Annotated in this window: 19 protein-coding genes; 12 read left to right on the top strand and 7 right to left on the bottom strand. The window is 57.0% G+C overall.

Features of this window, described 5'->3' with window-relative positions; all coding sequences use genetic code 11:
* Positions 1 to 202 precede the first annotated feature (202 nt).
* The 3 genes from G6L97_RS20260 to G6L97_RS20270 all read left to right on the top strand — a co-directional run bounded on the left by G6L97_RS20260 (position 203) and on the right by G6L97_RS20270 (position 3,012).
* Positions 203 to 1,189: a GlxA family transcriptional regulator gene (locus G6L97_RS20260; protein ID WP_003518336.1), complete on the top strand. Its 987-nt coding sequence runs from the start codon at positions 203 to 205 to the stop codon at positions 1,187 to 1,189.
* A 66-nt stretch (positions 1,190 to 1,255) separates the two neighbouring features.
* On the top strand, positions 1,256 to 2,215 hold the full coding sequence (locus G6L97_RS20265; RefSeq protein ID WP_236762682.1) for a GGDEF domain-containing protein: 960 nt from the start codon (positions 1,256 to 1,258) through the stop codon (positions 2,213 to 2,215).
* A 101-nt stretch (positions 2,216 to 2,316) separates the two neighbouring features.
* Positions 2,317 to 3,012, top strand: a complete 696-nt coding sequence (locus G6L97_RS20270; RefSeq protein WP_272438503.1) for an EAL domain-containing protein — start codon at positions 2,317 to 2,319, stop codon at positions 3,010 to 3,012.
* 61 nt (positions 3,013 to 3,073) lie between these two features.
* Here the strand turns inward: G6L97_RS20270 and G6L97_RS20275 are convergent, their stop codons facing one another.
* Positions 3,074 to 3,277, bottom strand: coding sequence for a cold-shock protein (locus G6L97_RS20275; RefSeq protein WP_003518333.1), 204 nt, complete (start codon positions 3,275 to 3,277; stop codon positions 3,074 to 3,076).
* 503 nt (positions 3,278 to 3,780) lie between these two features.
* Here G6L97_RS20275 and G6L97_RS20280 point away from each other — a divergent pair.
* The 6 genes from G6L97_RS20280 (at position 3,781) to G6L97_RS20305 (ending at position 9,608) form a co-directional block, all read left to right on the top strand.
* The gene (locus G6L97_RS20280) at positions 3,781 to 4,893 is read left to right on the top strand and encodes an ABC transporter ATP-binding protein (protein ID WP_076845311.1); all 1,113 of its coding nucleotides are present in this window, start codon (positions 3,781 to 3,783) and stop codon (positions 4,891 to 4,893) included.
* On the top strand, positions 4,890 to 5,540 hold the full coding sequence (locus G6L97_RS20285; RefSeq protein ID WP_019566836.1) for an ABC transporter permease: 651 nt from the start codon (positions 4,890 to 4,892) through the stop codon (positions 5,538 to 5,540). The genes G6L97_RS20280 and G6L97_RS20285 overlap by 4 nt, the downstream gene beginning before the upstream one ends.
* Positions 5,537 to 6,214: an ABC transporter permease gene (locus G6L97_RS20290; RefSeq protein WP_003518330.1), complete on the top strand. Its 678-nt coding sequence runs from the start codon at positions 5,537 to 5,539 to the stop codon at positions 6,212 to 6,214. Before G6L97_RS20285 ends, G6L97_RS20290 begins: the two co-directional genes overlap by 4 nt.
* A 61-nt stretch (positions 6,215 to 6,275) precedes the next feature.
* Positions 6,276 to 7,190, top strand: coding sequence for an ABC transporter substrate-binding protein (locus G6L97_RS20295; protein ID WP_003518329.1), 915 nt, complete (start codon positions 6,276 to 6,278; stop codon positions 7,188 to 7,190).
* Positions 7,191 to 7,294: 104 nt separating this feature from the next.
* Complete coding sequence (gene hutC / locus G6L97_RS20300) at positions 7,295 to 8,038, top strand: histidine utilization repressor (protein ID WP_076845313.1); 744 nt, start codon at positions 7,295 to 7,297, stop codon at positions 8,036 to 8,038.
* A 79-nt stretch (positions 8,039 to 8,117) separates the two neighbouring features.
* Positions 8,118 to 9,608 carry an HAL/PAL/TAL family ammonia-lyase gene (locus G6L97_RS20305; protein ID WP_174003656.1) on the top strand — a complete coding sequence of 497 codons (1,491 nt, stop codon included), beginning with the start codon at positions 8,118 to 8,120 and terminating at the stop codon, positions 9,606 to 9,608.
* A gap of 23 nt (positions 9,609 to 9,631) precedes the next feature.
* Here the strand turns inward: G6L97_RS20305 and G6L97_RS20310 are convergent, their stop codons facing one another.
* Positions 9,632 to 10,378 carry a PhnD/SsuA/transferrin family substrate-binding protein gene (locus G6L97_RS20310; protein ID WP_076845318.1) on the bottom strand — a complete coding sequence of 249 codons (747 nt, stop codon included), beginning with the start codon at positions 10,376 to 10,378 and terminating at the stop codon, positions 9,632 to 9,634.
* A gap of 20 nt (positions 10,379 to 10,398) precedes the next feature.
* A complete protein-coding gene (locus G6L97_RS20315; protein WP_076845320.1) occupies positions 10,399 to 11,442 on the bottom strand; it encodes a fatty acid desaturase in 1,044 nt (347 codons plus the stop codon).
* A 135-nt stretch (positions 11,443 to 11,577) separates the two neighbouring features.
* Here G6L97_RS20315 and G6L97_RS20320 point away from each other — a divergent pair, with 135 nt between their 5' ends.
* Positions 11,578 to 12,414, top strand: coding sequence for a helix-turn-helix domain-containing protein (locus G6L97_RS20320; protein WP_065663410.1), 837 nt, complete (start codon positions 11,578 to 11,580; stop codon positions 12,412 to 12,414).
* Between the two features lie 172 nt (positions 12,415 to 12,586).
* On the opposite strand, the gene G6L97_RS20325 is transcribed toward G6L97_RS20320, so the two are convergent.
* Genes G6L97_RS20325 through G6L97_RS20340 form a run of 4 tightly spaced genes read right to left on the bottom strand, consistent with a single transcriptional unit; the run spans position 12,587 to position 17,894 of the window.
* Positions 12,587 to 14,197 (bottom strand): ABC transporter ATP-binding protein, encoded by a 1,611-nt coding sequence (locus G6L97_RS20325; protein ID WP_065663411.1) that lies wholly within the window; start codon positions 14,195 to 14,197, stop codon positions 12,587 to 12,589.
* Position 14,198: 1 nt separating this feature from the next.
* Positions 14,199 to 15,329, bottom strand: coding sequence for an ABC transporter permease (locus G6L97_RS20330; protein ID WP_076845322.1), 1,131 nt, complete (start codon positions 15,327 to 15,329; stop codon positions 14,199 to 14,201).
* Positions 15,322 to 16,245 carry an oligopeptide ABC transporter permease OppB gene (gene oppB, locus G6L97_RS20335; RefSeq protein ID WP_019566844.1) on the bottom strand — a complete coding sequence of 308 codons (924 nt, stop codon included), beginning with the start codon at positions 16,243 to 16,245 and terminating at the stop codon, positions 15,322 to 15,324. The genes G6L97_RS20330 and oppB overlap by 8 nt, the downstream gene beginning before the upstream one ends.
* Positions 16,246 to 16,298: 53 nt before the next feature.
* Positions 16,299 to 17,894 (bottom strand): peptide ABC transporter substrate-binding protein, encoded by a 1,596-nt coding sequence (locus tag G6L97_RS20340; protein ID WP_003518320.1) that lies wholly within the window; start codon positions 17,892 to 17,894, stop codon positions 16,299 to 16,301.
* 598 nt (positions 17,895 to 18,492) lie between these two features.
* On the opposite strand from G6L97_RS20340, the gene G6L97_RS20345 reads away from it, so the two are divergent.
* Together G6L97_RS20345 and G6L97_RS20350 are read left to right on the top strand one after the other, a co-directional pair.
* Positions 18,493 to 20,436, top strand: a complete 1,944-nt coding sequence (locus G6L97_RS20345) for a methyl-accepting chemotaxis protein (RefSeq protein ID WP_025595143.1) — start codon at positions 18,493 to 18,495, stop codon at positions 20,434 to 20,436.
* 314 nt (positions 20,437 to 20,750) lie between these two features.
* Positions 20,751 to 21,449 (top strand): DUF2161 domain-containing phosphodiesterase, encoded by a 699-nt coding sequence (locus tag G6L97_RS20350; protein WP_035200048.1) that lies wholly within the window; start codon positions 20,751 to 20,753, stop codon positions 21,447 to 21,449.
* Positions 21,450 to 21,612 lie beyond the last annotated feature (163 nt).

Consider the following 21,612-nt stretch of genomic DNA (forward strand, 5'->3'; position numbering starts at 1 on the left):
GCGGTAGCAATCATAAAAGCATCCGTTAGTGGTCGGCAGTTCGAACAAAGTCAGCGCGTGCAGAGTTCTTCCGTCGCTTCGAGCTAATACCTTTGAATTTGACGGACCTTCAGCATTGTGCAACCGTCGCCACATAGACCGGCGTCGGCGCGTAGATCCTCGTCGAGAGCTTTGAGTCCTTTGTGCAGGGAAAGATACTCTCATGCGGATCGTGATCTTCGTTCCAAAGGACGTGCATTCTCTGGAGCTTGCAGGGCTAATGGACGTGTTTGCCGAAGCAAATGCCCGTGTTGAAAAGTTATTCTACGAAGTTGCTGTCTTGGCAGGGCACGAGGGCACGATCCGCTGTGCATCGGGGCTAAAAATCCTGACCGACTGCGCTTTCGATGCGTACCTTGGTAGCCCCGATACATTGCTTGTAGCCGGCAGCGTCGGAGTTCCGCAAAGTCCGGGCGGGCGTGTTGTCGACTGGATTGTTAAAATCGCGGCTCAGGCGCGGCGCTATGGCTCCGTCTGCACAGGGGCATTCGTGCTTGGCGAGGCAGGTCTACTGAAAGACCGGCGTGTTACGACGCACTGGCAGTTCGCGTCACTGTTGGCCGAGCGCTTCCCCGAGACGCGGGTGGAAAGCGACCGGGTTTTTGTGCGTGATGGCGCGATGATCACGTCGGCCGGTTCCAGCGCGGCTATAGATCTCGGCCTTTCCCTCGTCGAGGAGGACTTGGGCCGGGAGATTGCGCTCTACGTTGCTCGCCGACTCGTCGTGTTTCTGAAGCGACCAGGCGATCAGTCGCAGTTCAGCGTGCATCTGGCGGCACAGGCTATCGACCGCAGCCGTCTACACAACGTCCAGCAATATGTTCTGAACCATCCGGCGGCGGACCTCTCTGTCAGCGCCTTGGCGAAGATCGCGGCCATGAGTGTGCGGAACTTTACGCGTGTTTTTTCGCAGGAGGTCGGTATATCGCCATCAGACTATGTCGACCGGACCCGTATCGACGTTGCGCGCTTCCTTTTGGAAGGGAGCCGCCTGCCAATCGCATTGGTGGCAGCGAGAAGTGGTTTTGGATCGACACGCGCGATGCGCCGTGCCTTTGTTTCGCACGCTGGAGTGACGCCGTCCGACTACCGTGATCGCTTTCGGACGTCTGGCGATGGCGCGAGAATCAGTTTGTCCGAAAACGGCTGACGCTTGTCCTGGAACCGCCTCGGCTGCGGGTTGCCCCGTCTGTGTTCGCCGTCCATGGTTCTTGTCATGGAAGAATTCGAAAAACGCATGCAGTCGCACCTCATGCAGCCCGCGCCGGTCATGTCGGACAATGCGCTTCTCAGCTCCGACGCTATCAGGCCAATTCTTGCGACGCTGGTCGAAGAACTAACCGATGGGATCGCGATCGCACAGCGTTTGGGCGCCAATTCGCCTTTGCTCTATGTCAATAAGGCCTTCGAGCATCTGACTGGCTACGCTCGGAACGAGGTCGTCGGGAAAGATTGCCGCTATTTGCAGGGCAACGAGCGCGACCAACAAGAGGTCGTCCACATTCGCGCTGCGATCGAGGCGGCGGAGCCTCTGGACTCAACGCTGCGTAACTATCGAAAGGACGGGTCGGCGTTCTGGAACAGTCTCAGTCTCCGGCCTGCCTGGGTGGGCGAAGAACTATTTTACGTCGGCATACTGCGCGACGTCTCGGCGATTCGCCAGGCGCACACCGCGCTGGATCGTGTCGCGAACCTCGACGCGACCACGCATTGCCTGAACCGTCAAGCATTTATCCTGGCTACCGAGGAACGTTTCGCAACCAATGCCAAAGCGACGCCCTTGGTCGTGAAGCTGGATGTGATCGGTTTTCACGATTTCAACACGGGATACGGTTTCGAAGTCGGGGATGCCCTGCTTTATGAAACCGGGCGGCGGCTGCGGGACGTGGGAGCTGCCCAGGTGGGACGCATGGGCGCCAATGAGTTCGCTTTGGCTTTTGAGCTCGCGGATGGATCAAGTGCGGATACTATCGTGGCAGCGGTATCCGCTTCGCTTGCCGCTGACTTCGTCGTGCCAGGTGCGAGTGTCTCACTGCGTTTCGCCATCGGCTATGCGGTGGGGCAGCCTCGGGCGAGACCCATTTCGCTGATCCGCAATGCCGGCATCGCCCTGTGGGCCGCCAAGTCCGCCCCTCTGGGTGGTCCGCGACGGTTTCGAGACTCGGATCACGAATAGGCAAGCCGACGCGTGCGAATGACTCGCGAATTGAAGGTCGCGGTCGCGAATGACGAATTTGTGTATCACTTCCAACCCCAGGTAGACCTTGCAACCGGCGAGTGGGTGGGTGCGGAAGCTCTGATACCCAGAATCATCCTCTGTTTGGCAGCCAGCTCCCCGGAAGTTTCGTCGAGACTGCCGAGCGATCAGGTCTGCTGCTTGATCTGACCGAACGAAGTCTGACGACCGTCGCGGCTTATGCACGGCGCATTAACGCGCATCGCGACAAGGCTTTGCGCTTTGCGGTGAATGTATCCGCCGGGGAGTTCCTGCAGCATCACATGGCCGAAATGCTGGATCGGGTCCTGTGCCTGACCAAGGCCGACCCGGCATGGTTGACGCTTGAGATCACCGAAAGCATGTTCCTCAGCGATACACCCGGCGTGATGGACGCATTTCAGCGGCTGCGACAGAGCGGCGTCGGCCTTTCCGTCGATGACTTCGGCACAGGCTATTCGAACCTGCGCTCGCTCGAAACCTTTCCGGTTACCGAGATCAAGATAGACCGCACCTTTATCAGCGAACTCGCAACGAGGCCGTCCAGAAGGGTGATCGTCCAGGCCGTTATCGATCTTGGACGCGCCCTTGGGTTAACTGTGGTTGCAGAAGGCGTGGAGACCGAGGCCCAGCGCAAAATGCTTCGCGAAATGGGCTGTCCGGTCGGCCAAGGCTACCTTTTCGGCCGTCCCATCGACGCCGAAGTTTTTGCAGCCGGCTTGGCACGGATTGGGAGCGACGGGATGGAAACAGCCTAACGTCAGCGGGAGTAAGGACCGATTTGGCCCCGCGAGTAATCGCGGAGCCAAGAGACGCTGATCAGATGAGGCTGACGTTCTCGGCCTTGGACTTTCCAGTCTTGCGGTCCTGTCCAACATCGTAGCTGACCTTCTGGCCATCCTGAAGAGAACCACCAAACCCTACGGCGGAGATGTGGACGAAGACGTCCGGGCCGCCGTTGTCCGGTGTGATGAAGCCGAAGCCCTTGTCCTGTGCGAAAAATTTGACGGTACCTGTTGCCATGTTATCCTCGTTAATTGAATACGACGCGGTAATACTATTGTTCGATGGCGGTGGCCACAAGGCTTTATGGCCTTCTCGAGACAAGTCGCCGTGGATGAGTGGTTTTCAAAAACGCCTGTTTTGCGGTCTCAGTCACGATCAGCGCGCGATCTTTTGAATTTCAGCACGAATTAATTCGTATTTCCATTCTGCTCCCGCGCACAAAAATCGAAGCAACGAGTTGCTTATGAACAAATTTGTCGCGTTGAGCGGGCCTGATCTTGATCGGAAAAGCAGCGCAGTTTGAAGGCATAGAGAGTTGCGGCCGCCGAGATCGCTTGCTCTATGTGCATACAGCGTCTCTATAGCGGTCAAAATGCTTAAAGTTTAGTCATTCCCAGGGTTGCGGATATTTTCATCGATCTATCTTGCGGATACGCTATTTGCGTGCTTGTATAGACAACCTAGGCAGTCATCACAGTTGCCGAGCCTGAAGGCGCAGACAGAGCGCAGGAGAGATTTGCATGATCGTCTTCGACAAGGTCACCAAGCAATATGCGGGCGCGGCTACTGCCGTAAACGGTTTGTCCCTGACGGCGCCAAACGGCAAGCTGACCGTGTTCGTCGGCCCTTCGGGTTGCGGCAAAACCACATCCTTGCGGATGATCAACAGGTTGATCGTACAATCGTCCGGGTCGATCCTTCTTGACGGCGAACCGACAGATGGCATGGACGTGGCACTGCTGCGTCGTCGTATCGGTTATGTCATCCAGCATGCCGGGCTTTTCCCCCATCGCACCGTTGTTCAGAACATTGCGACCACTGCGCGGCTAAACGGAGCGCCGAAGGAAAAAGCACTGCGCACGGCGCATGAGTTGCTTGAGCGTGTAGGGCTGACCGCCGCCTTTGCCGATCGCTATCCGTGGCAGCTTTCGGGTGGCCAGCAGCAACGTGTCGGAGTTGCACGTGCACTCGCTTCCGATCCCAAATTCATGCTGATGGACGAACCCTTCAGTGCTGTCGATCCCGTCGTTCGTACACAGTTGCAGGACGAATTTCTTCGCTTGCAGCGTGAGATTGGCAAGACCATCATCATGGTGACGCACGATATAGACGAGGCGTTGAAGCTTGGCGATCAGGTTGCTGTTTTGCGTGCCGGCGGAACGCTTGCGCAGATCGCCACTCCAGAGGAATTGCTGGCGCGCCCGGCAGATGCCTTCGTGGCGGACTTTATCGGCCGGGACAGAGGGTATCGCTTCCTGAGTTTTGCAGAATTTGACGGAGCAGTTCCTCTCGGTGCGGAGCCGACAGCCTTGCTCGGCGCAACACCGGACAGCCTTCGTGGCGTTGCAACGGATCGCTGGGTTCTGGTGACTGACGCCGAACATCGTCCGATCGGATGGGCCGATGCGCAGGGTCTCAGGCAACCACTGCGTGAGGGAGATCTCAATCTCAGTGGTACGCTGGCGCCGGAAGGCAGCAGTTTGCGCCATGTGCTCGATGCAGCGTTGAGTTCGCCCTCCGGCCGCGGGGTCATCGTAGGGTCAACGGGCCAGCTTGTCGGCACCGTCACACTCTCTGATGTCGCCAAAGCCATCGAAGCCGCGCGGGTCGGTCGCTTCGGAGGTCAGCCATGAGGTTTGATTGGCTCTACCGGGAATCCGGGCGGATTTTCGAGCTTTTTATCTGGCATCTCGGCCTTTCGGTCATCCCGGTGGTGATCGGCCTGCTTCTTGCCCTGCCGCTCGGTTGGATTGCGCAGCGGGCCGGTTTATTCCGGTCGACCCTGCTGGGGGTTGCCGGACTTCTTTACACAATTCCGTCGCTTGCGCTGTTCGTCCTGCTGCCGCTGGTGCTCGGCACCCGTATACTCGATCCGCTAAACGTCGTCGTCGCGCTGACGATCTACGCGTTGGCGCTTCTGGTGCGAACAGTGAACGATGGTTTGGAATCGGTTTCGCCAGACGTCCTCCAGGCGGCGAATGCCATGGGCTACAGACAGGTTGCGCGTCTGGTGATGGTGGAGCTACCTCTCGCGGTTCCTGTGATTGCCGCCGGATTGCGTGTGGCCGTGGTTTCCAATGTCAGCATCGTTTCCGTAGCGGCACTGGTTGGAACGCCGCAACTTGGTCTGCTCTTCACGCAGGGGCTTCAGCTGCGGTTCCTGACGCCGATCATAGCAGGCATCGTACTCTGCGTGCTTCTCGCAGCCTTGCTGGACGGGCTTGTTCTGTTCATTTCACGCCGCCTGACGCCGTGGCAGCCTGGGAGTGCGGCGCGATGATAGAATGGTTTAGCGATCCAGCTCACTGGACAGGGAGTGATGGTGTCATCGTTCTCGTCGGTCAGCATCTGGCTTATAGCTTTGCGGCCCTTTTCCTCGCCTGTCTGATTGGCTTGCCGGTTGGGCTTTATGTGGGACACACGGGACGCGGTGTCGTCTTCATCGCGGGTCTTGCAAATGCGCTACGCTCCCTTCCAAGCCTCGGCCTGATCGCACTTCTTGTGATTGTTTTTGGCCCCGTTTTCGCATCCGATATGGCTTTTATCGTACCCAGCCTTATCGTGCTCGTGCTTCTGGCCGTGCCGCCGATCATGACTGGCAGTTACGCCGGTATCGCGGCGGTGGATCCCGCTGCGGTGGATGCTGCAAGAGGCATGGGGAAACGTCCGCTCGATATTCTGTTCGATGTGGAACTGCCCTGCGCTCTGCCATTGATCTTTTCCGGTCTGCGCAGCGCCACGCTTCAGATCATCTCGACCGCAACTATCGCCGCTTATGTTTCTCTTGGTGGTCTCGGTCGCCTGATCATCGATGGGCGGGCGCAGAACGATTATTATCAGATGGCCGCAGGTGCCGTTCTCGTCGGTGCGTTGGCCCTGACCGTGGATCTGATCATCGGCGTCATATCGAGGGTCACCGTATCACCAGGGCTGACGCGTCGAGCGAAGCGTTAGAGGTTCTAAAATAACCGGGTTTTCTATTCCACGACTGTTTCAACATAAAGGAGAAGCTCGCATGGCATTCAGGATCATCACTGCCGCCAGCGCATTTGCGCTCATGGCACTTTCCGCTGCTTCGGCATTGGCGCAAAGCAATCCGCTGGCCGCGCCAGCCACTCCGCGAACCGATACGACGACAATCATCGTCGGTTCCGCCGACTTCCCCGAAAGCCAGCTTCTGGCGACGATCTACGCCAAGGCCCTTGCCGCCAAGGGTGTTGCCGTCGAAACGAAGTTGAGCATCGGTAGCCGCGAAGTCTATATCCCTGCGTTGCTCGACGGATCAATCGATCTGTTGCCGGAGTATGCTGGTGCGACGCTGAGCTATCTCGACAAGAACGCGACGGCCCATTCGCCAAGCGATGTGGCCGCAGCGCTCAAGGCGGCTCTGCCGAAAGGCGTCTCTATGTTGACACCCTCCGCAGCACAGGATTCCGATAGCGTGGCTGTGACGCGCGCGACCGCTGACAAATACAAGCTGAAGACGATTGCCGATCTCGCACCCGTAGCCTCGCAGCTCGTGCTTGGCGGTCCACCGGAATGGAAAACGCGCAAGGAAGGCATTATCGGTCTGAAGGAACTTTATGGCCTCGAGTTCCAGTCGTTCAAATCGCTTGACGTCGGTGGCCCGCTGACCCTTTCGGCACTCATCAACGGTCAGGTCCATGCTGCAAACCTGTTCTCGACCGATCCGGCCATCGCTGCAAACGATCTCATCGTGCTTGAAGACGTCAAGAACCTCTTTCCCGCCCAGAACATCGTACCAGTGATTGCCACACCGAAAGTTAGCGACGTTGTGACAAGCACTCTCGATGCTGTTTCTGCCGCCCTGACGACGAAAGATCTCGTCGTTATGAACGGTCGTCTGGCCAATCACGACAGTTTCGATGTCGTGGCGGGCGACTGGCTGGCCGAACACAAATTGAACTGAATCCATCGGCAAAGGGCGTGGCATTGCCCCGCCCTTTGCCGACAACCCTGCGTATTGGTGACGTCATAGCTATGGATCACGACAGAGAGATTTTCCGGGAAGTGATGCCGCCGATATCTGAGGACGCTCGTGACGCGCAGGGCACCGAAGACCAGAGTTCACCGCTTTATGTAAAGCTGAAAGACTACGTCCGCAGTCGCGTCGAGGCGGGTGAGTGGAAGATCGGTCAACGTGTTCCATCGGAAAACGAACTGGTCGATATTCTCGGTGTCAGCCGTATGACGGCCAACCGCGCTTTGCGTGAGCTGGCCGACGAAGGGCTTGTGGTGCGTGTACGCGGCAAAGGTTCGTTCGTTGCGTCCAAGAAGCGCACATCGCAGTTCCAGAGCGTACCCAACATTGCCGAAGAAATAACACGCAACGGCGGTGTTCACAGCGCGCGGGTCATACTTCTTCAAATCGAAACCTGCGATCCAGATCTTGCCGAAGCGCTCGCTGTTCCGGCTGGCAGCCTTGCTGCGCACTCGATCATTGTGCATGCGGAAGACGGCGTGCCGATGCAAATCGAGGATCGTTTCGTCAATTCGGACTGCGCGCCCGATTACATCAAACAGGATTTCAACCTCGTAACACCCAACGGTTATCTCACGCGAGTGGCACCGATCGTGAAGGCCGAGCAGCATATCGAGGCGGTCAGCGCACAGCCCTGGGAATGCAAGCTGCTGGCGATTTCCAAGACGGAACCATGCCTGCTCGTGCGTCGTCGCACATGGTCTACAAAGGGGATCGTGTCTTCTGTCCGCCTCCTTTATCCCGGCAGCCGCTATCGTCTTTACAGCAGTAATTGAGACACGGGCCAACGCTGGCAGTATTCAAGATGGAAAATTGCCGCTCCTCGCAGCCGTTTCTGCATCATAGGAAAACGTCATGACTGTTCTACTGGATGATGGATTGAGTTGGCGCGATGTTGCCCATATCGGCAAGGGCGAGGCACTGCGTGTGTCAGACGCGGCCTATCTGCGGATTGACCGGGCGAGCCAGATCGTTGACAGCATCGTCGAAAGCGGTGTGCGTGCCTATGGCATCAATACCGGGGTCGGTGCACTGTCGGACACTGTGGTGGATCGCACCGCGCAGGGTCGGCTTTCGCGCTCCATTATTCTCAGCCATGCCTGCGGTGTCGGACCGTTGTTGGATCCTCGCGAAGTTCGGGCAATCATGGCGGCGCAGATCGCCAATTTCGCTCATGGGCACTCCGGTGTCCGACGCGAGATCGTCTCGCATCTGTCGACGTTTCTGGAACAGGATTGTATTCCCGACGTGCCGTCCCGCGGATCGGCGGGCTATCTGGTGCACAACGCGCATGTTGCGCTTGTTCTGATCGGAGAGGGCCAGGCCCGGCTCGGCGGGCGCATTATGAGTGGACGGGATGCCCTGGCGGCAATGGGACTTCAACCCATCGTGCTGGGTGCCAAGGAAGGGCTGAGCCTCGTCAATGGTACAGCCTGTGCGACCGGTCTTTCCTGCATGGCACTCGCGCGGGCCAATCACCTGCTAGATTGGGCCGATGCCATAGCGGCGCTGACGCTTGAAGCAGCAGGCTGCCAGATCGACGCTTTTGACGAGACGGTTCTCGCGCTGCGTCCCTCGAAGGGAATCGCGGCCGTCGGGGCTGCTCTGCGATCCCGGCTTGAAGGCAGTGGGCTGGTTGCCGCCGCTCATGGCAGGCGGACACAGGACGCGCTAAGCCTGCGTGCCGTGCCGCATGCGCATGGTGCTGCACGCGACATCTTCGATGCCTGCGCCTCCATCGTTGACCGAGAGCTCGCCTCCGTCACCGACAATCCCGCGATCCTTGGCACGCCCAAGCAGCCCATCGTCTCGTCGGAGGCCCATGCCGTTGCCCCGGCATTGGGGCAGGCGGCAGACAGTCTCGCCATCGCCATTGCACAGATTGCCTCCATGAGCGAGCGCCGTATCGACAGGCTGGTCAATCCTCTGGTGAGTGGTCTGCCGCCATTTCTGGCGACCGATGCCGGAAGCCATTCAGGTTTCATGATCGCGCAATATACGGCCGCAGCCCTTGTCGGCGATAGCAGACGTCTTTCCGCGCCTGCCTCCACAGATGGAGGGCTGACATCGGGATTACAGGAGGATTTCCTCTCTCATCCCACGGCAGCCGCCAACAAGCTGCTCGCGGTTCTCGACAATGCAGAATATATTCTGGCCATCGAATGGATGGCCGGGGTGCAGGCCCATGATTTCCTGGAAAATGTTGCCGTGCGGGCAGCCGGAACAAATGCGGTCTACAATCTGCTTCGCGAGCACCTCCAGCCCTATTCGGATGACCGGCCCCTGTCTGCGGACATGGAAAAGGCAAGGCTGCTCCTGCGTGATTTCTCGCCACCGGATATGTGATTGAAAGCCGTAAGGCTCGTGCCTTACATGGTGAAAGGCAGATCGATACCCTTGGCGCGGATGAAGGGCAGGCCTTTGCGCCGTGCAGTCCAGCCGATAACGTGAAGGCTCCGGGCGGCCGGTTCATGCCGTTGCGCAAGCATCCAGGATTTGCAGTCGATCGCGGCAATGTCCGCCCGGCCCTCGGCCACTGCGATGACGGAAGCGCGGTGCGCACCGGTTTCGAGACAATTTTCAAACAGATCGAGGCCCGCGCCTTCTGCTTCCAGATCGCGTTTCAAGCTGAGATAGCCGGATAATGACTTGTGCTCGTTGAATGCCAGTATTTTCCCGCTAAGAAATCCTTTCGGCAAAGCGGCCTCACCGGTTCTCGAAGGTTCAGCACCCTCTCCACCGTCGGCTATGCGGGCAATGATGGCGCTGGAATAGAACTCGCCTGCACCACCCTTGATGCCATTATAATCGCTCTGTCCAATCACCTGCACATGATCCTCCAGGCCAAACTCCATTGGCCCCCAGCAGGTGCCGGAGATCAGCAGAGCCGGATGTCGCCAGAGCACCGCAAGATCCAATGCATCGGGATCGAGCGTGGCAGGGTCTGCGGCAATGATGGCGCCGTCCTTTCCACGAATACCTCCCGGAACCGCCGGCATATCGCCGTTGCGTCTGGTGAGGCCTTTGGGAGCGTCGATACCCTTTGCTAAAAAACGGGTGCGCATATCGGCCCACAGCCTGTCCGTCTCATTGCGCAGTTCGGGCCAGTCATACATTGGCAGTGCCGCGATCCATGTCACGACGGAATTTCCAGTCTCGCGTCTTGTTCCTGCATCGCATGGTCAGAAAAAATCAGAGCGGCAGGCACGACGGGTGACGCGATTAAAACTTGCTCGTCCCGTCTCAAGACAGGATGCGCTACCGGTTCCTTGGCCTTGAAGGCGAAAGCGCGGAACACCTCGAAATAATTGCTGAACACATATCCGTCATTCATCTTCTGCCACTCCGCCCGCCTCTCGCTGTAGAGGGAGGGCAATTTATACCAGGCGGCTGTCGGCATTTTGTGATGCACGAAATGCAGGTTGTTATAGAGAAACAGTGGAGCCAGGATGGAGTTTTCAACAATGATCGTTCTCCCATCCGGCTGTTCGGACCATTGATGTTCGCAATAGGAGCGAATGGCAATGATGGATATGCCCAGATAGGCCGCCACACTGACATAGAGCCAGATTGGAACGCCGAAAATCAGGGATATGACCAGCAGTGTCGGAACAAGTCCGGCCAGATGCAGGGTCCAGGCATATATCACCCGCCGATCACCCTGCGCGATCTTGCGCCATTCGGATATCGTGAAACCAATAACCATCAGCGGAGGGCCGATGACCAGACGCCCGATGAACGTATTGTTCCATCCCAACAGGACCTTGAGGAACGACGGCATCTTTTGCCAGTCGCCCATAGCCCGGTAATAGCTTTCCGGATCGTCGAATGGGTCGGTCAGACGCTCGTCTGCATGGTGTTGCAGATGCGTGCGCTTGTAACTGCGATAGGGGTAGAAAATCCCGAGCGGCAGAAAGACCAAAGCTTCGTTCAGTCGTGCATTGCGCGTAGGGTGCCCATGCAGAACCTCGTGCTGGAGGGAGGAGTGCAGGGCAACTGCAATGCCCATGAGCACCAGAGAAACGATTGGAAACAACGGATACAGAAAATATCCTGCGAAAATCCAGAGACCGTAACAGACCGCCAACAGCGAGACTGTTGGCCATTCAATTCGGTCACGCGTTCTTCTGCGGCGCACGCCAGTCAGCCGCGCCGTCTTCTTTGCCAATATGTCTGTCATTTCATACTCTTGATGCCCCTGTCACCGTAGGGTCGCATCAGTCTCAGCCAGCCACAACGGGTTTATGGTGACCAACTGTTGATTTTGATAACAGTTTAAGCATTATGGTGATAATTATAAACAAACGGGTGAATTATGGACAAACGTGCGCTCGCAGAATTGTTTCGTGCCCGCCTGATCCAGCTGGTGAACAGGTCAGAAGACAGCCAGGCGTCTTTTGCCGCCGCCATTGGCATTGATCGATCAGCACTTTCGCAATTGCTTTCCGGTGATTCGGCGCGGCTTCCGCGTGTGGAGACGCTGCTGAATATCGCCGAGCGACATTCCGTCTCGCTCGACTGGCTACTCGGTCTTTCCCATGATCAGGGGTTGATGGGGGAATTGCGGCCAAGTTTCGAGATCGAGGAGGGCGGTGCTGATTATACGGATACGCTGTTGATGAAGTGGCATGCGGAAGCTGCAGGCACCAAAATCCGTTATGTTCCGGCACGCATTCCCGATCTGCTTCGCACACCCGAGATCATCGCTTTCGAGGCCATGGGCGCGCATCAGAGTGTGATGGCGCAGGCCAGCGAAACGGCGTTTCGACTCGATTATAATCGCCAGCCTGGTACCGATATGGAAGTTTGCATGCCGCTCGAAACGCTGGAAGCTTTTGCGCAGGGGCGCGGTATGTGGAGCGGTTTGGACCGCGAGACACGTGCCGAACAACTCAAACATATGTCGGGACTTATCAGCGAGCTATACCCATCATTCCGGCTGTTTCTGTTCAATGAAAAAGAACGCTTTTCCGTGCCCTATACGATCTTCGGTTCGCAACGGGCAGCACTTTTCGTCGGCGCCATGTATCTTGTACTCAACAACGCTGAAGCCATCCGTAAGATGCAACGTCACTTCGACGAGCTGATACGTTTTACCCGCATTCATGCCCATGAAACCGCGGATTTTGTTATGAATTTGGACGTCGCTTAGTCCTGTGACGGGTACCAGCTTTCGCACATCATCGAACCGGTTTGCTACGTGGCGATATGGTCGGGATTGAACAGGAGAGGAAGGCCGCCATGGCCGCGAAATAACGACCTCCTCCACAAACCGGATCTTTTGTAACGGCGCCAGAAAAAGCCCGGCAGTGCCGGGCTGTAATCTATGATGTTACTTCGGCCGAAAACGCGGATTTGATCAGTGTTTTGGTATATTCAGCCGCCGGCCGCTCGAATATCGCGTCCGTTTCTCCCTCTTCGACAATCTTCCCGTTTCTCATCACGATGACATAATCCGAAATGGCTTTGATGACAGAGAGGTCGTGGCTGATGAAGATGTAGGAAAGGTTGTGCGTTTTCTGCAAATTACGCAAGAGATCGATAACTTGGCCTTGAATGGATCGGTCCAGCGCCGATGTAGGTTCATCGAGAATGACGACATCTGGTTTGAGGATGATCGCGCGGGCAATTGCGATACGCTGACGTTGCCCGCCTGAAAACTCGTGCGGGTAGCGGTTGCGGGCGGCGGGATCGAGGCCGACTTCTTTCAGCGCTTCTATTGCTCGCTCGTCGCGCTGCGCGCGGCTGAGCTGTGGGTCGTGCACAAACAGACCCTCAGTGATGATCTCTCCAACAGTCTGCCTTGGCGAAAGAGATCCATACGGATCCTGGAACACGAGCTGCAGCTGCCGCCGCAATGGCCTCATTGCCGTTCGGCCAAGTCCGGTGATTTCCGTCTTGCCGAAGAAAATGCGGCCTTCTGCAGTGACAAGGCGCAGAAGCGCGCGACCGAGCGTGGACTTGCCTGATCCGGATTCACCGACTATGCCGATGGTCTGCCCTTGATGAAGGCTGACATTAACGCTGTCCACGGCCCTGAAAGCCCGTGACTTCGACAGGAAGCCGCCCGGGATCACATAATCGATCGTGACGTTCTGGCCAGAGAGAACGACCGGCGCTTCTTTGCCGACCGGCGGCTTGTGGCCGCGGGGTTCGGCATCGAGAAGCATCCTCGTATAGTCCGCCTGCGGGCGCTCGAAGATCTCTTCCGTCGGACCGGTTTCAACGATCTCGCCTCGGCGCATAACCGCAACACGATCGGCAAAATGTCTGACGACACCGAGATCGTGCGTTATCAGCACCACTGCCATGCCGAAGCGCTGCTGCAACGACTTCAGAAGATCGAGAATCTGCGCCTGGATTGTCACGTCGAGCGCGGTGGTTGGCTCATCCGCGATCAGAATATCCGGCTCGTTTGCCAGCGCCATGGCGATCATGACGCGTTGGCGCTGGCCGCCGGAAAGCTCATGCGGGTAGCTGTCGATGCGCCGCTCCGGGTCCGGAATACCGACAAGTTTCAGAAGCTCGAGAACGCGTGCCCTCGCTTCCTTCTTGCTGCCGCCCCGGTGATGGACGATTGGCTCGGCGATCTGCGCGCCGATCCTGTAAAGCGGATCGAGCGAGGTCATCGGCTCCTGGAAAATCATGGTGATTTTCGCGCCACGGATTTTGTTCAGCTCGTTGACCGGCAAGCCTACCAACTCGCGTCCACGATATTGCGCCGAGCCTTGAATGACGCCGTTGGAAGCCAAGAGGCCCATGATGCCCATCATGGTCTGGCTTTTGCCGGAGCCAGATTCCCCGACGACAGCGAGCGTTTCACCCTGCTTTACGTGGAGATCGACACCTTTGACGGCGTTGACGGTGCCGTCTGGCGTGGCAAAATCGACCTTGAGATTGCGGACGGTGAGAATGTTTTCAGATGTCGTATTCATGTCAACGATCCTTGGGATCGAGTGCATCACGCAATCCGTCGCCTACGAAGTTCAGCGAAAAAAGCGTCAGCACGAAGAAGATTGCCGGGAATATCAGTAACCACGGGGCCGACTGAATATTGTTGGCGCCTTCGGAAATGAGCGCGCCCCAGCTCGTGAGCGGTGCCTGAACGCCAAGCCCCAGGAAGGAGAGAAAGCTTTCAAGAAGTATGACCTTCGGGACAACGACCGTCACGAACACGACCACGGGACCGATGGTGTTGGGGATGATGTGACGGCGGATGATCTGCCAGTCGCTCAAACCCAAGGCCTGAGCTGCCGCCACAAATTCCCGCCGTTTCAAGGCAAGCGTCTGGCCACGCACGATACGCGCCATATCCAGCCACTCCACTGCGCCAATGACAAGGAAGATCAGGATGAAGCTACGCCCGAAGAAAACCACGAGAACCACGACCAGGAAGACGAAGGGCAGCGAATAGAGGATCTCGACGAAACGCATCATTACATTGTCGACGCGCCCGCCGATGTAACCCGCCGTAGCGCCGTAAAGCACGCCGATGCCGAGCGAAACGAGGCTGGCGAGAACGCCGACGGCAATGGAGATCTGGCCGCCCAGCATTACGCGAGCCAGCATGTCGCGACCGTTTGAATCTGTGCCGAAGAAGAAGTATTCGCGATTGACATCGCCTTCCAACTTAAGCGTTCGACCATCATCTTCCGTAGCAACGACTTTCGTGTTTTCGAATTCGTTGGCGCGGTCGAAATAACGTGTCGTGCGCGGGTCAATCGGGCTGGTGGAGTTAACCGTTGCCGTGAAAGTCTGCCCTTCGACGGCAAACTCCTTCAGTTCGACGCGCGCACGGCCTGCCACACCTTCCATGACGCTCTGGAGGTTGTTCACGTCCGGGCGCGGCTCGAGGCTTGGCGCGACGGAGACGTAGGACGAAAACACCTGATCATAGGTGTGTGAAAGGAAATGCGGGCCGATAAATGAGAAAAGTGTGATCAGCACAAGCATGATGGAGCCAGCCATGGCGGCCTTGTTTCGTCTGAAACGCAGGGCTGCAAGCTGGAACAGGCTTCGGCTTTTCACCGATGGCTGAGGGGCGATATTGCCGGAGATATCAGTCATGTCTGACCCTCGGATCGAGCAGGCCGTAGAGAATATCGACCACGAGATTGAACAGGATCACAAAAATGGCGATGAGAACGACAGTTCCCATGACCAGCGTGTAGTCGCGATTGATGGCGCCAAGAACGAAGTAGCGGCCGACACCGGGAATGGTGAAGATCGTCTCGATGACCGCCGAGCCTGTCAGCAGCGCTGCGGCGCAAGGCGCAAGATATGAAACGACCGGCAGCATCGCCGCGCGCATGGCGTGAATCACCACGACGCTGCGAGACGGGAGGCCATAGGCCCTGGCGGTGCGGATATGGTCCATGCGCAGAGCCTCGATCATTGCACCGCGCGTCAGACGCGCGATGACCGCAAGCTGCGGCAAGGCGAGCGCGATCATCGGAAGAATGAGATAACGTAGCGACCCATCACCCCAGCTACCTGCGGGCAGAAGCCCCAGCAAGACGGCGAAGATAAGCGTGAGGACAGGTGCGACGACGAAGTTCGGCACGGTGATGCCGATGGTCGAGATGGACATGATGGAGAAATCGAAGGTGCTATTCTGCCTGAGTGCGGCAAAGGTGCCGGCAAGAATGCCGCCGACCAACGCCAGCAAAAGAGCATAGCAACCGAGCTGCAGCGAATAGGGCAGGCCTTTGCCGATCAACTGGGCGACGGTGTTGTCCTTGTAGATGTAGCTCGGACCGAAATCGCCGGTGGCGGCGTTGCCGAGATAGATGAGATACTGGCGCCACAATGGTTCATCCAGATGATAGGTTCTCATCAGGTTTTCCATGGTTTGCGGGGGCAGGGGCCGCTCGAGGTTGAACGGACCGCCCGGTGCGAAACGCATCAGGAAAAACGAAATCGTGACGACGATGAACAATGTCGGCACGGCGCTCGCCAAACGGCGCAGGATAAATGAAATCATGATTTTCAGGCTCCGACATGGCACGGTGGTTTCGGCCACCGTGCCAGCACTGCTTATTCGGAAACGCTCAGGAAGCGGCTGAGGTGTTCGTTAGCAGCATTGTCTTCCCAACCCTTCACGCGGTTGGAAACCAGCCACAGGTCCGCCTGTGTGAGAAGCGGAGCAACCGGCTGTTCCTTCATGAGGATGGTTTCTGCCTCGTGCAACAGTTTGGAGCGAGCAGCAGGATCCTTTTCGTCATAGGACTTCTGCATCAGCGCATCATATTCGGCATTATTGAACTTCGAGTAGTTGAAGGTCTTGTTGGAGGATACCGAAAGGGCGAGGAAGTTTTCCGCATCCGCATAGTCGGCAACCCAGCCTGCACGCGCAACGTTGTACTTGCCGCCTTCCTGCAGGTAGCCGTAATGGGAGGCGACGTCGAGGTTCACCAGTGACACTTTCGCGCCAAAGGTATTTTTCCACATGTCCGCAATAGCGGTGGCAACGCGCTCATGGTTCGGGTTGGTGTTGTAGCGAATTTCGACGGAAAGCGGCTTGCCGCCCTCGCCGTAACCGGCTTCCTTCATGAGTTTGACGGCTTCGTCTTCACGATCGAGTTGCGACAGCGTCGCAAACTCTGCTTTCGCAGGCTCACCGTAGGAGTCCATGCCCGGAGGAACCATGGAGTAGGCGGGAACCTGCGAACCGCTGTAGATTTCCTTGGCGAGAAAATCGCGGTCGACTGCCATGGACAGGGCTTGACGGACGCGGACATCGTTATACGGCGCTTCACGCGTGTCGAAGGTATAGTAATAGGTCGCAAGCGTCGGCGAAACGTGAACCTGTTCGCCATAGGCCTTGCGCAGACGGTCGATCTGGTCCGCGGAAAAGTTGTAGGCGAGGTCCATTTCCTTGGCTTCGAAACGACGAACGGATGCGGCCTGGTCGTCGATCGGGTAGAAGATGACCTTGTCGATCTTGGTGTTCGATGCGTCCCAGAAGTTGGTGTTCTTGACCACCGTCAAGCTGTCATTGGGAACATGCGCTTCAAGCTTGTAAGCACCGTTCGAGACCATGACGCCCGGCTTTACGAAGTTGGTTCCGTTCTTGTCAAAGCTTGCCTTCGAGATCGGCAGAGCTGTCTGGTGGGCAAGGAGTTCAAGGAAGAACGGTGTTGAGCGCTCGAGTGTGATCTCAAGGGTCTTGTCATCCACGGCCTTGACGCCAAGCTGGTCAACCGAAGTTTCGCCCTTGTTTATCTTCTCGGCGTTCTTGATCGGATAAAGAATATTCGCATATTTTGCTGCGGTCTTCGGGTCTTCGACGCGCTGATAGGAGAAAACAAAATCTCCAGCCGTTACCGGAGTGCCATCCGACCACTTCGCATCTGCACGCAGTTTGAACGTGTAGACGGTACCATCCTCAGACAGCGTCCAGCTTTCCGCCGTACCGGGAACGATCTTGCCGGCAGCATCGTAAATGGTGAGACCTTCATAAAGGTCTTTGAGGATAAAGGCTTCGATATTGATCGAGGTCTGTGCCTGATCGAGCGTCTGAGGCTCCCCGGAATTGCCGCGGTGAAGAACTGTTTCTGCAAGTGCGGAACTTGCGCCAATCAGAAGCGATCCTACCAGCAGCGTGGCGCGAGTTGTTGTTTTTATCGACATAATTTCCCTCCCGTGAAGAGTGTGAGTCTACAAACAAGGCCAAATTGCTCCGAAGGGCAACCACAATAAATTGTGAGTTTATGCATACACCGTGACTGCTGATCGAAAAGAATAAGGGCAAAGCCATGGCCCGCACGCTGGACATTGCCTCGCGTGACGCGACCTCCGGGACGGTTAAATCGATGCGGCAAGCCGTCGGCCCCATCGATATCCTCGTGAAAATACCGATGCCGCCAGCATCAAGCAGGTGCTGAAACGGTGAGGATAATCTTCTCTTTCGAGTCCGGCTCGCGAAAGCGCGCAGCCCGTCGAAAATCAAAGCCCGAGTAAGTTTACGGCATCACACATGTCATCGTTTGCATATGCCGGGTAACACTTCATTTAGTAATTTTGTGAAATCTAAAATACGCAGGTTCCAAAGTTTCATCGGCGGGGCTGGTAGAACGAGTGGATCCAACGCGCCCAGCCTTTGGCGGCCCGGAGCGGATATCCGCTTGTCGCCCTATGAGGAGGGGCACAGCTACCCGCGATGTTCCATTGTTTGTTTCCCTGGCTTCCTGCGCGGACAGCTGGAGGAGCGCTTGCCCTGAGGCTATTCATGTCTTTCCTGAAGAATACCAAAATAAAAACAAAGGTATTATTCGTCATATCGGTGATGAGTTTGATGTCGCTTTCCGGAATCAGCTACGTCAGCTTGCAATATAAAAATACCGACAATGTCTACAGTGATTTCATCGCCAATGAGGCGCTTGCTGCGGTGCTGAACGCCCGAACCAGCGGCAATCTCAATGCACTCGGCATGCAGATGCTTCGCGCCAGCCTCAATGACTCGACCAGCAGTGATTTCGAGGCCGCTGTCAAAACATTCAAGGCCGACCGGAAGCAACTGGAAGAACGGCAGAATAAAATCATGCAGCTGGTGCCGGCCCGGACGGATGCCGCTCGTGATATCCTCAAGGGCGTTGCCGAGGTTGAGGAAATCGGCAATCAGGTCATCGCTCTCATGCAGGCGGGAAAAAATGCTGAAGCTCAGCAGATGGCGCTTAACGTCCTTCGAAAAATAACTGAAGTCTCACCGAAAATCAGCGCGGGGAACGAGCAACTGATCCAGGTGATGAACGATGGGAGAGAGCGCCTCACGGCCAGCACCAACACGACAATCTGGACAGCTCTGGTCAGCATAGCACTTGTTTCCCTGGCATTGATCGCGCTCGGCCTGCTTATTTCTTCGCGTGGCATTACCACTCCGATTGCGCGGCTTCGCGAGCGGATGGGGTCGTTGGCGGCAGGCGATACAGCCAGCGAAATCGAAGGTATGGACCGCAAGGATGAAGTCGGCCAGATGGCCGCTGCTGTTCAGGCATTTCGCGAGAACGCCATCGAGCGCCTCCGGCTTGAGAATGAAACGGAAAACCATCGGTCATCTTCAGAGCAGGACCGGATAGAGCGCGAGAAACAGAAGGCGAAAGAAGCTGCCGACGTGCAATTCGCCGTCGACAACCTTGCTGCTGCCCTTTCGAAGATCGCTCAGGGCGACGTTACTTACCGGATCGCTCAGCCGTTCGTGTCCAGCCTTGACGGTATTCGCGGCGACTTCAACAGGGCAGCGGAACAGCTGCAATCGACTCTGAACCAGGTGGCGCAGAACGCGCGCGGCATCGACTCCGGCGCGAACGAGATCAGGGCCGCAGCTGACGATCTGGCCAAGCGTACGGAACAGCAGGCAGCGGCCGTCGAGGAGACTGCTGCTGCACTGGAAGAGATCACCACGACGGTGAAAGACTCGACCAAACGGGCGCAAGAAGCGGGCCACTTTGTCAGTCGTGCAAAAGTTGGCGCGGAACAGTCGGGAGAAGTGGTGCAGAAAGCTGTCACGGCTATGGAGCAAATTGCTGCATCCGCTGATGAGATTTCCAACATTATCGGCGTGATCGACGAGATTGCTTTCCAGACCAACCTTCTGGCGCTGAATGCAGGCGTGGAAGCTGCCCGTGCCGGTGAGGCGGGCAAGGGATTTGCGGTTGTTGCCCAAGAGGTTCGCGAACTGGCACAGCGTTCCGCAGGTGCCGCCAAGGAGATCAAGAATCTCATTACGACATCGAACAGTCAGGTTCAGCAGGGTGTGCAACTGGTTGGCGAAACGGGCAAAGCACTCGAACTCATCGTCACGGAAGTACAGGAAATCAACCGTCACGTGATGGCGATCGCGGAATCGGCACAGGAGCAATCCTCTGGTCTCCAGCAGATCAATACGGCTGTGAACCAGATGGACCAGGACACCCAGAAGAACGCTGCCATGGTGGAAGAAAGCACGGCGGCAAGCCACGGGCTTGCACGCGAGGCTTCGTCGCTCAACCAACTGCTCGCTCGGTTCAAATTGTCAGAAGGTGGTTACAGCGACATCTCCGCACCGGTTCGCGCAGCCTCGTCCGCCGACAGGCCTGCTGTTTCTCCTGCGCGTGCACTCGGCGGAAAGATTAAAGCTGCGTTCTCCGGCAATGCCGCCCTGAGCACATCGCCAGACAATTGGGAAGAGTTTTGAGAAATGCGAGGTCTTTCGCGCCTGAGGTCAGATGAGAGATTGAAGGCTTTTTCGTAAACACTTGCACCGGTGATTGGACTCTGATTGCCGGTGCCTTGCCGATCGCAAATCGAATCCTCGACGATTTTTGATCGTATTTTTCCACCAAAAAGTCGTCCACTTTTGGGGAAAAGTGTCAATTGATCGTCTTAGGGATTATTGGCGACTGCCCGCACCACCGACAACTTGCAACCGCATGGGTGGTTATAATGGTTGTTCTACGCAGGCGGATCGATATATCTAGCGCCTGGATCGTCACTTTAATCTGCGGGTACATGGAAACTTCACTTTATCTGCCCGTCAAATCTTTCCTTGAGCAAGCGGGTTACACTGTCAAAGGTGAGGTTGGCAGTTGTGACCTCGTCGGATTGAGCGACGCCGATCCGCCTGTTGTCGTCATCTGCGAGCTAAAACTGAGCTTCAATCTGGAGCTTATTTTGCAGGCGGTTGATCGCGCGGCTATCGCAGACGAGGTCTGGATTGCGGCACGGGTCTCAGCCAAGGGCAAGGGCCGCGAGGCTGATAAACGTTATCGCGACCTCTGCCGCAGGCTCGGGATCGGCATGCTCGGCATTTCCGATGTTGGGGACGTCAGCGTTATTGTCAGTTCCATATCACCGATGCCGCGAACCAACCCGAAACGGCGTTCGCGATTGATACGTGAACACGAGAGGCGACGCGGAGATCCGGCGGTGGGTGGAAGCACCCGCGCACCAATCATGACCGCGTACCGGCAGCAGGCACTCGGCTGCGCTTTGGCGTTGACATCGGGGCCGCTGCGCGTGCGTCAAGTCAGATCCAGCATACCGGATGCCGGGAAGATTTTGCTTGCAAACGTCTATGGCTGGTTTGACCGTCTGGATAGAGGCGTCTACGGCTTGACCGATACCGGACGGGAGGCACTGCGCCGATGGCCGCAGCAGGAGATGACGGCAAAGACCGTCGTTGATGGAGAGCCGCCGAAGGCCCCTTGATCTTTTGAAATTCGGCTCGATCTCTATGGGACGTTGATCGCGTCCCAACCCGCTGCGCAACCTACGCCAATACCGATGGCAACCGCGATGAATAGCCTGTGCCGTCGCCCCTCCCGAGGAGCAATAGCGCCACGGCCTCCAGCGAGATGAGGACCGGACTGTT

This window comes from Agrobacterium tumefaciens (assembly GCF_013318015.2).
Taxonomy (GTDB): domain Bacteria; phylum Pseudomonadota; class Alphaproteobacteria; order Rhizobiales; family Rhizobiaceae; genus Agrobacterium; species Agrobacterium tumefaciens.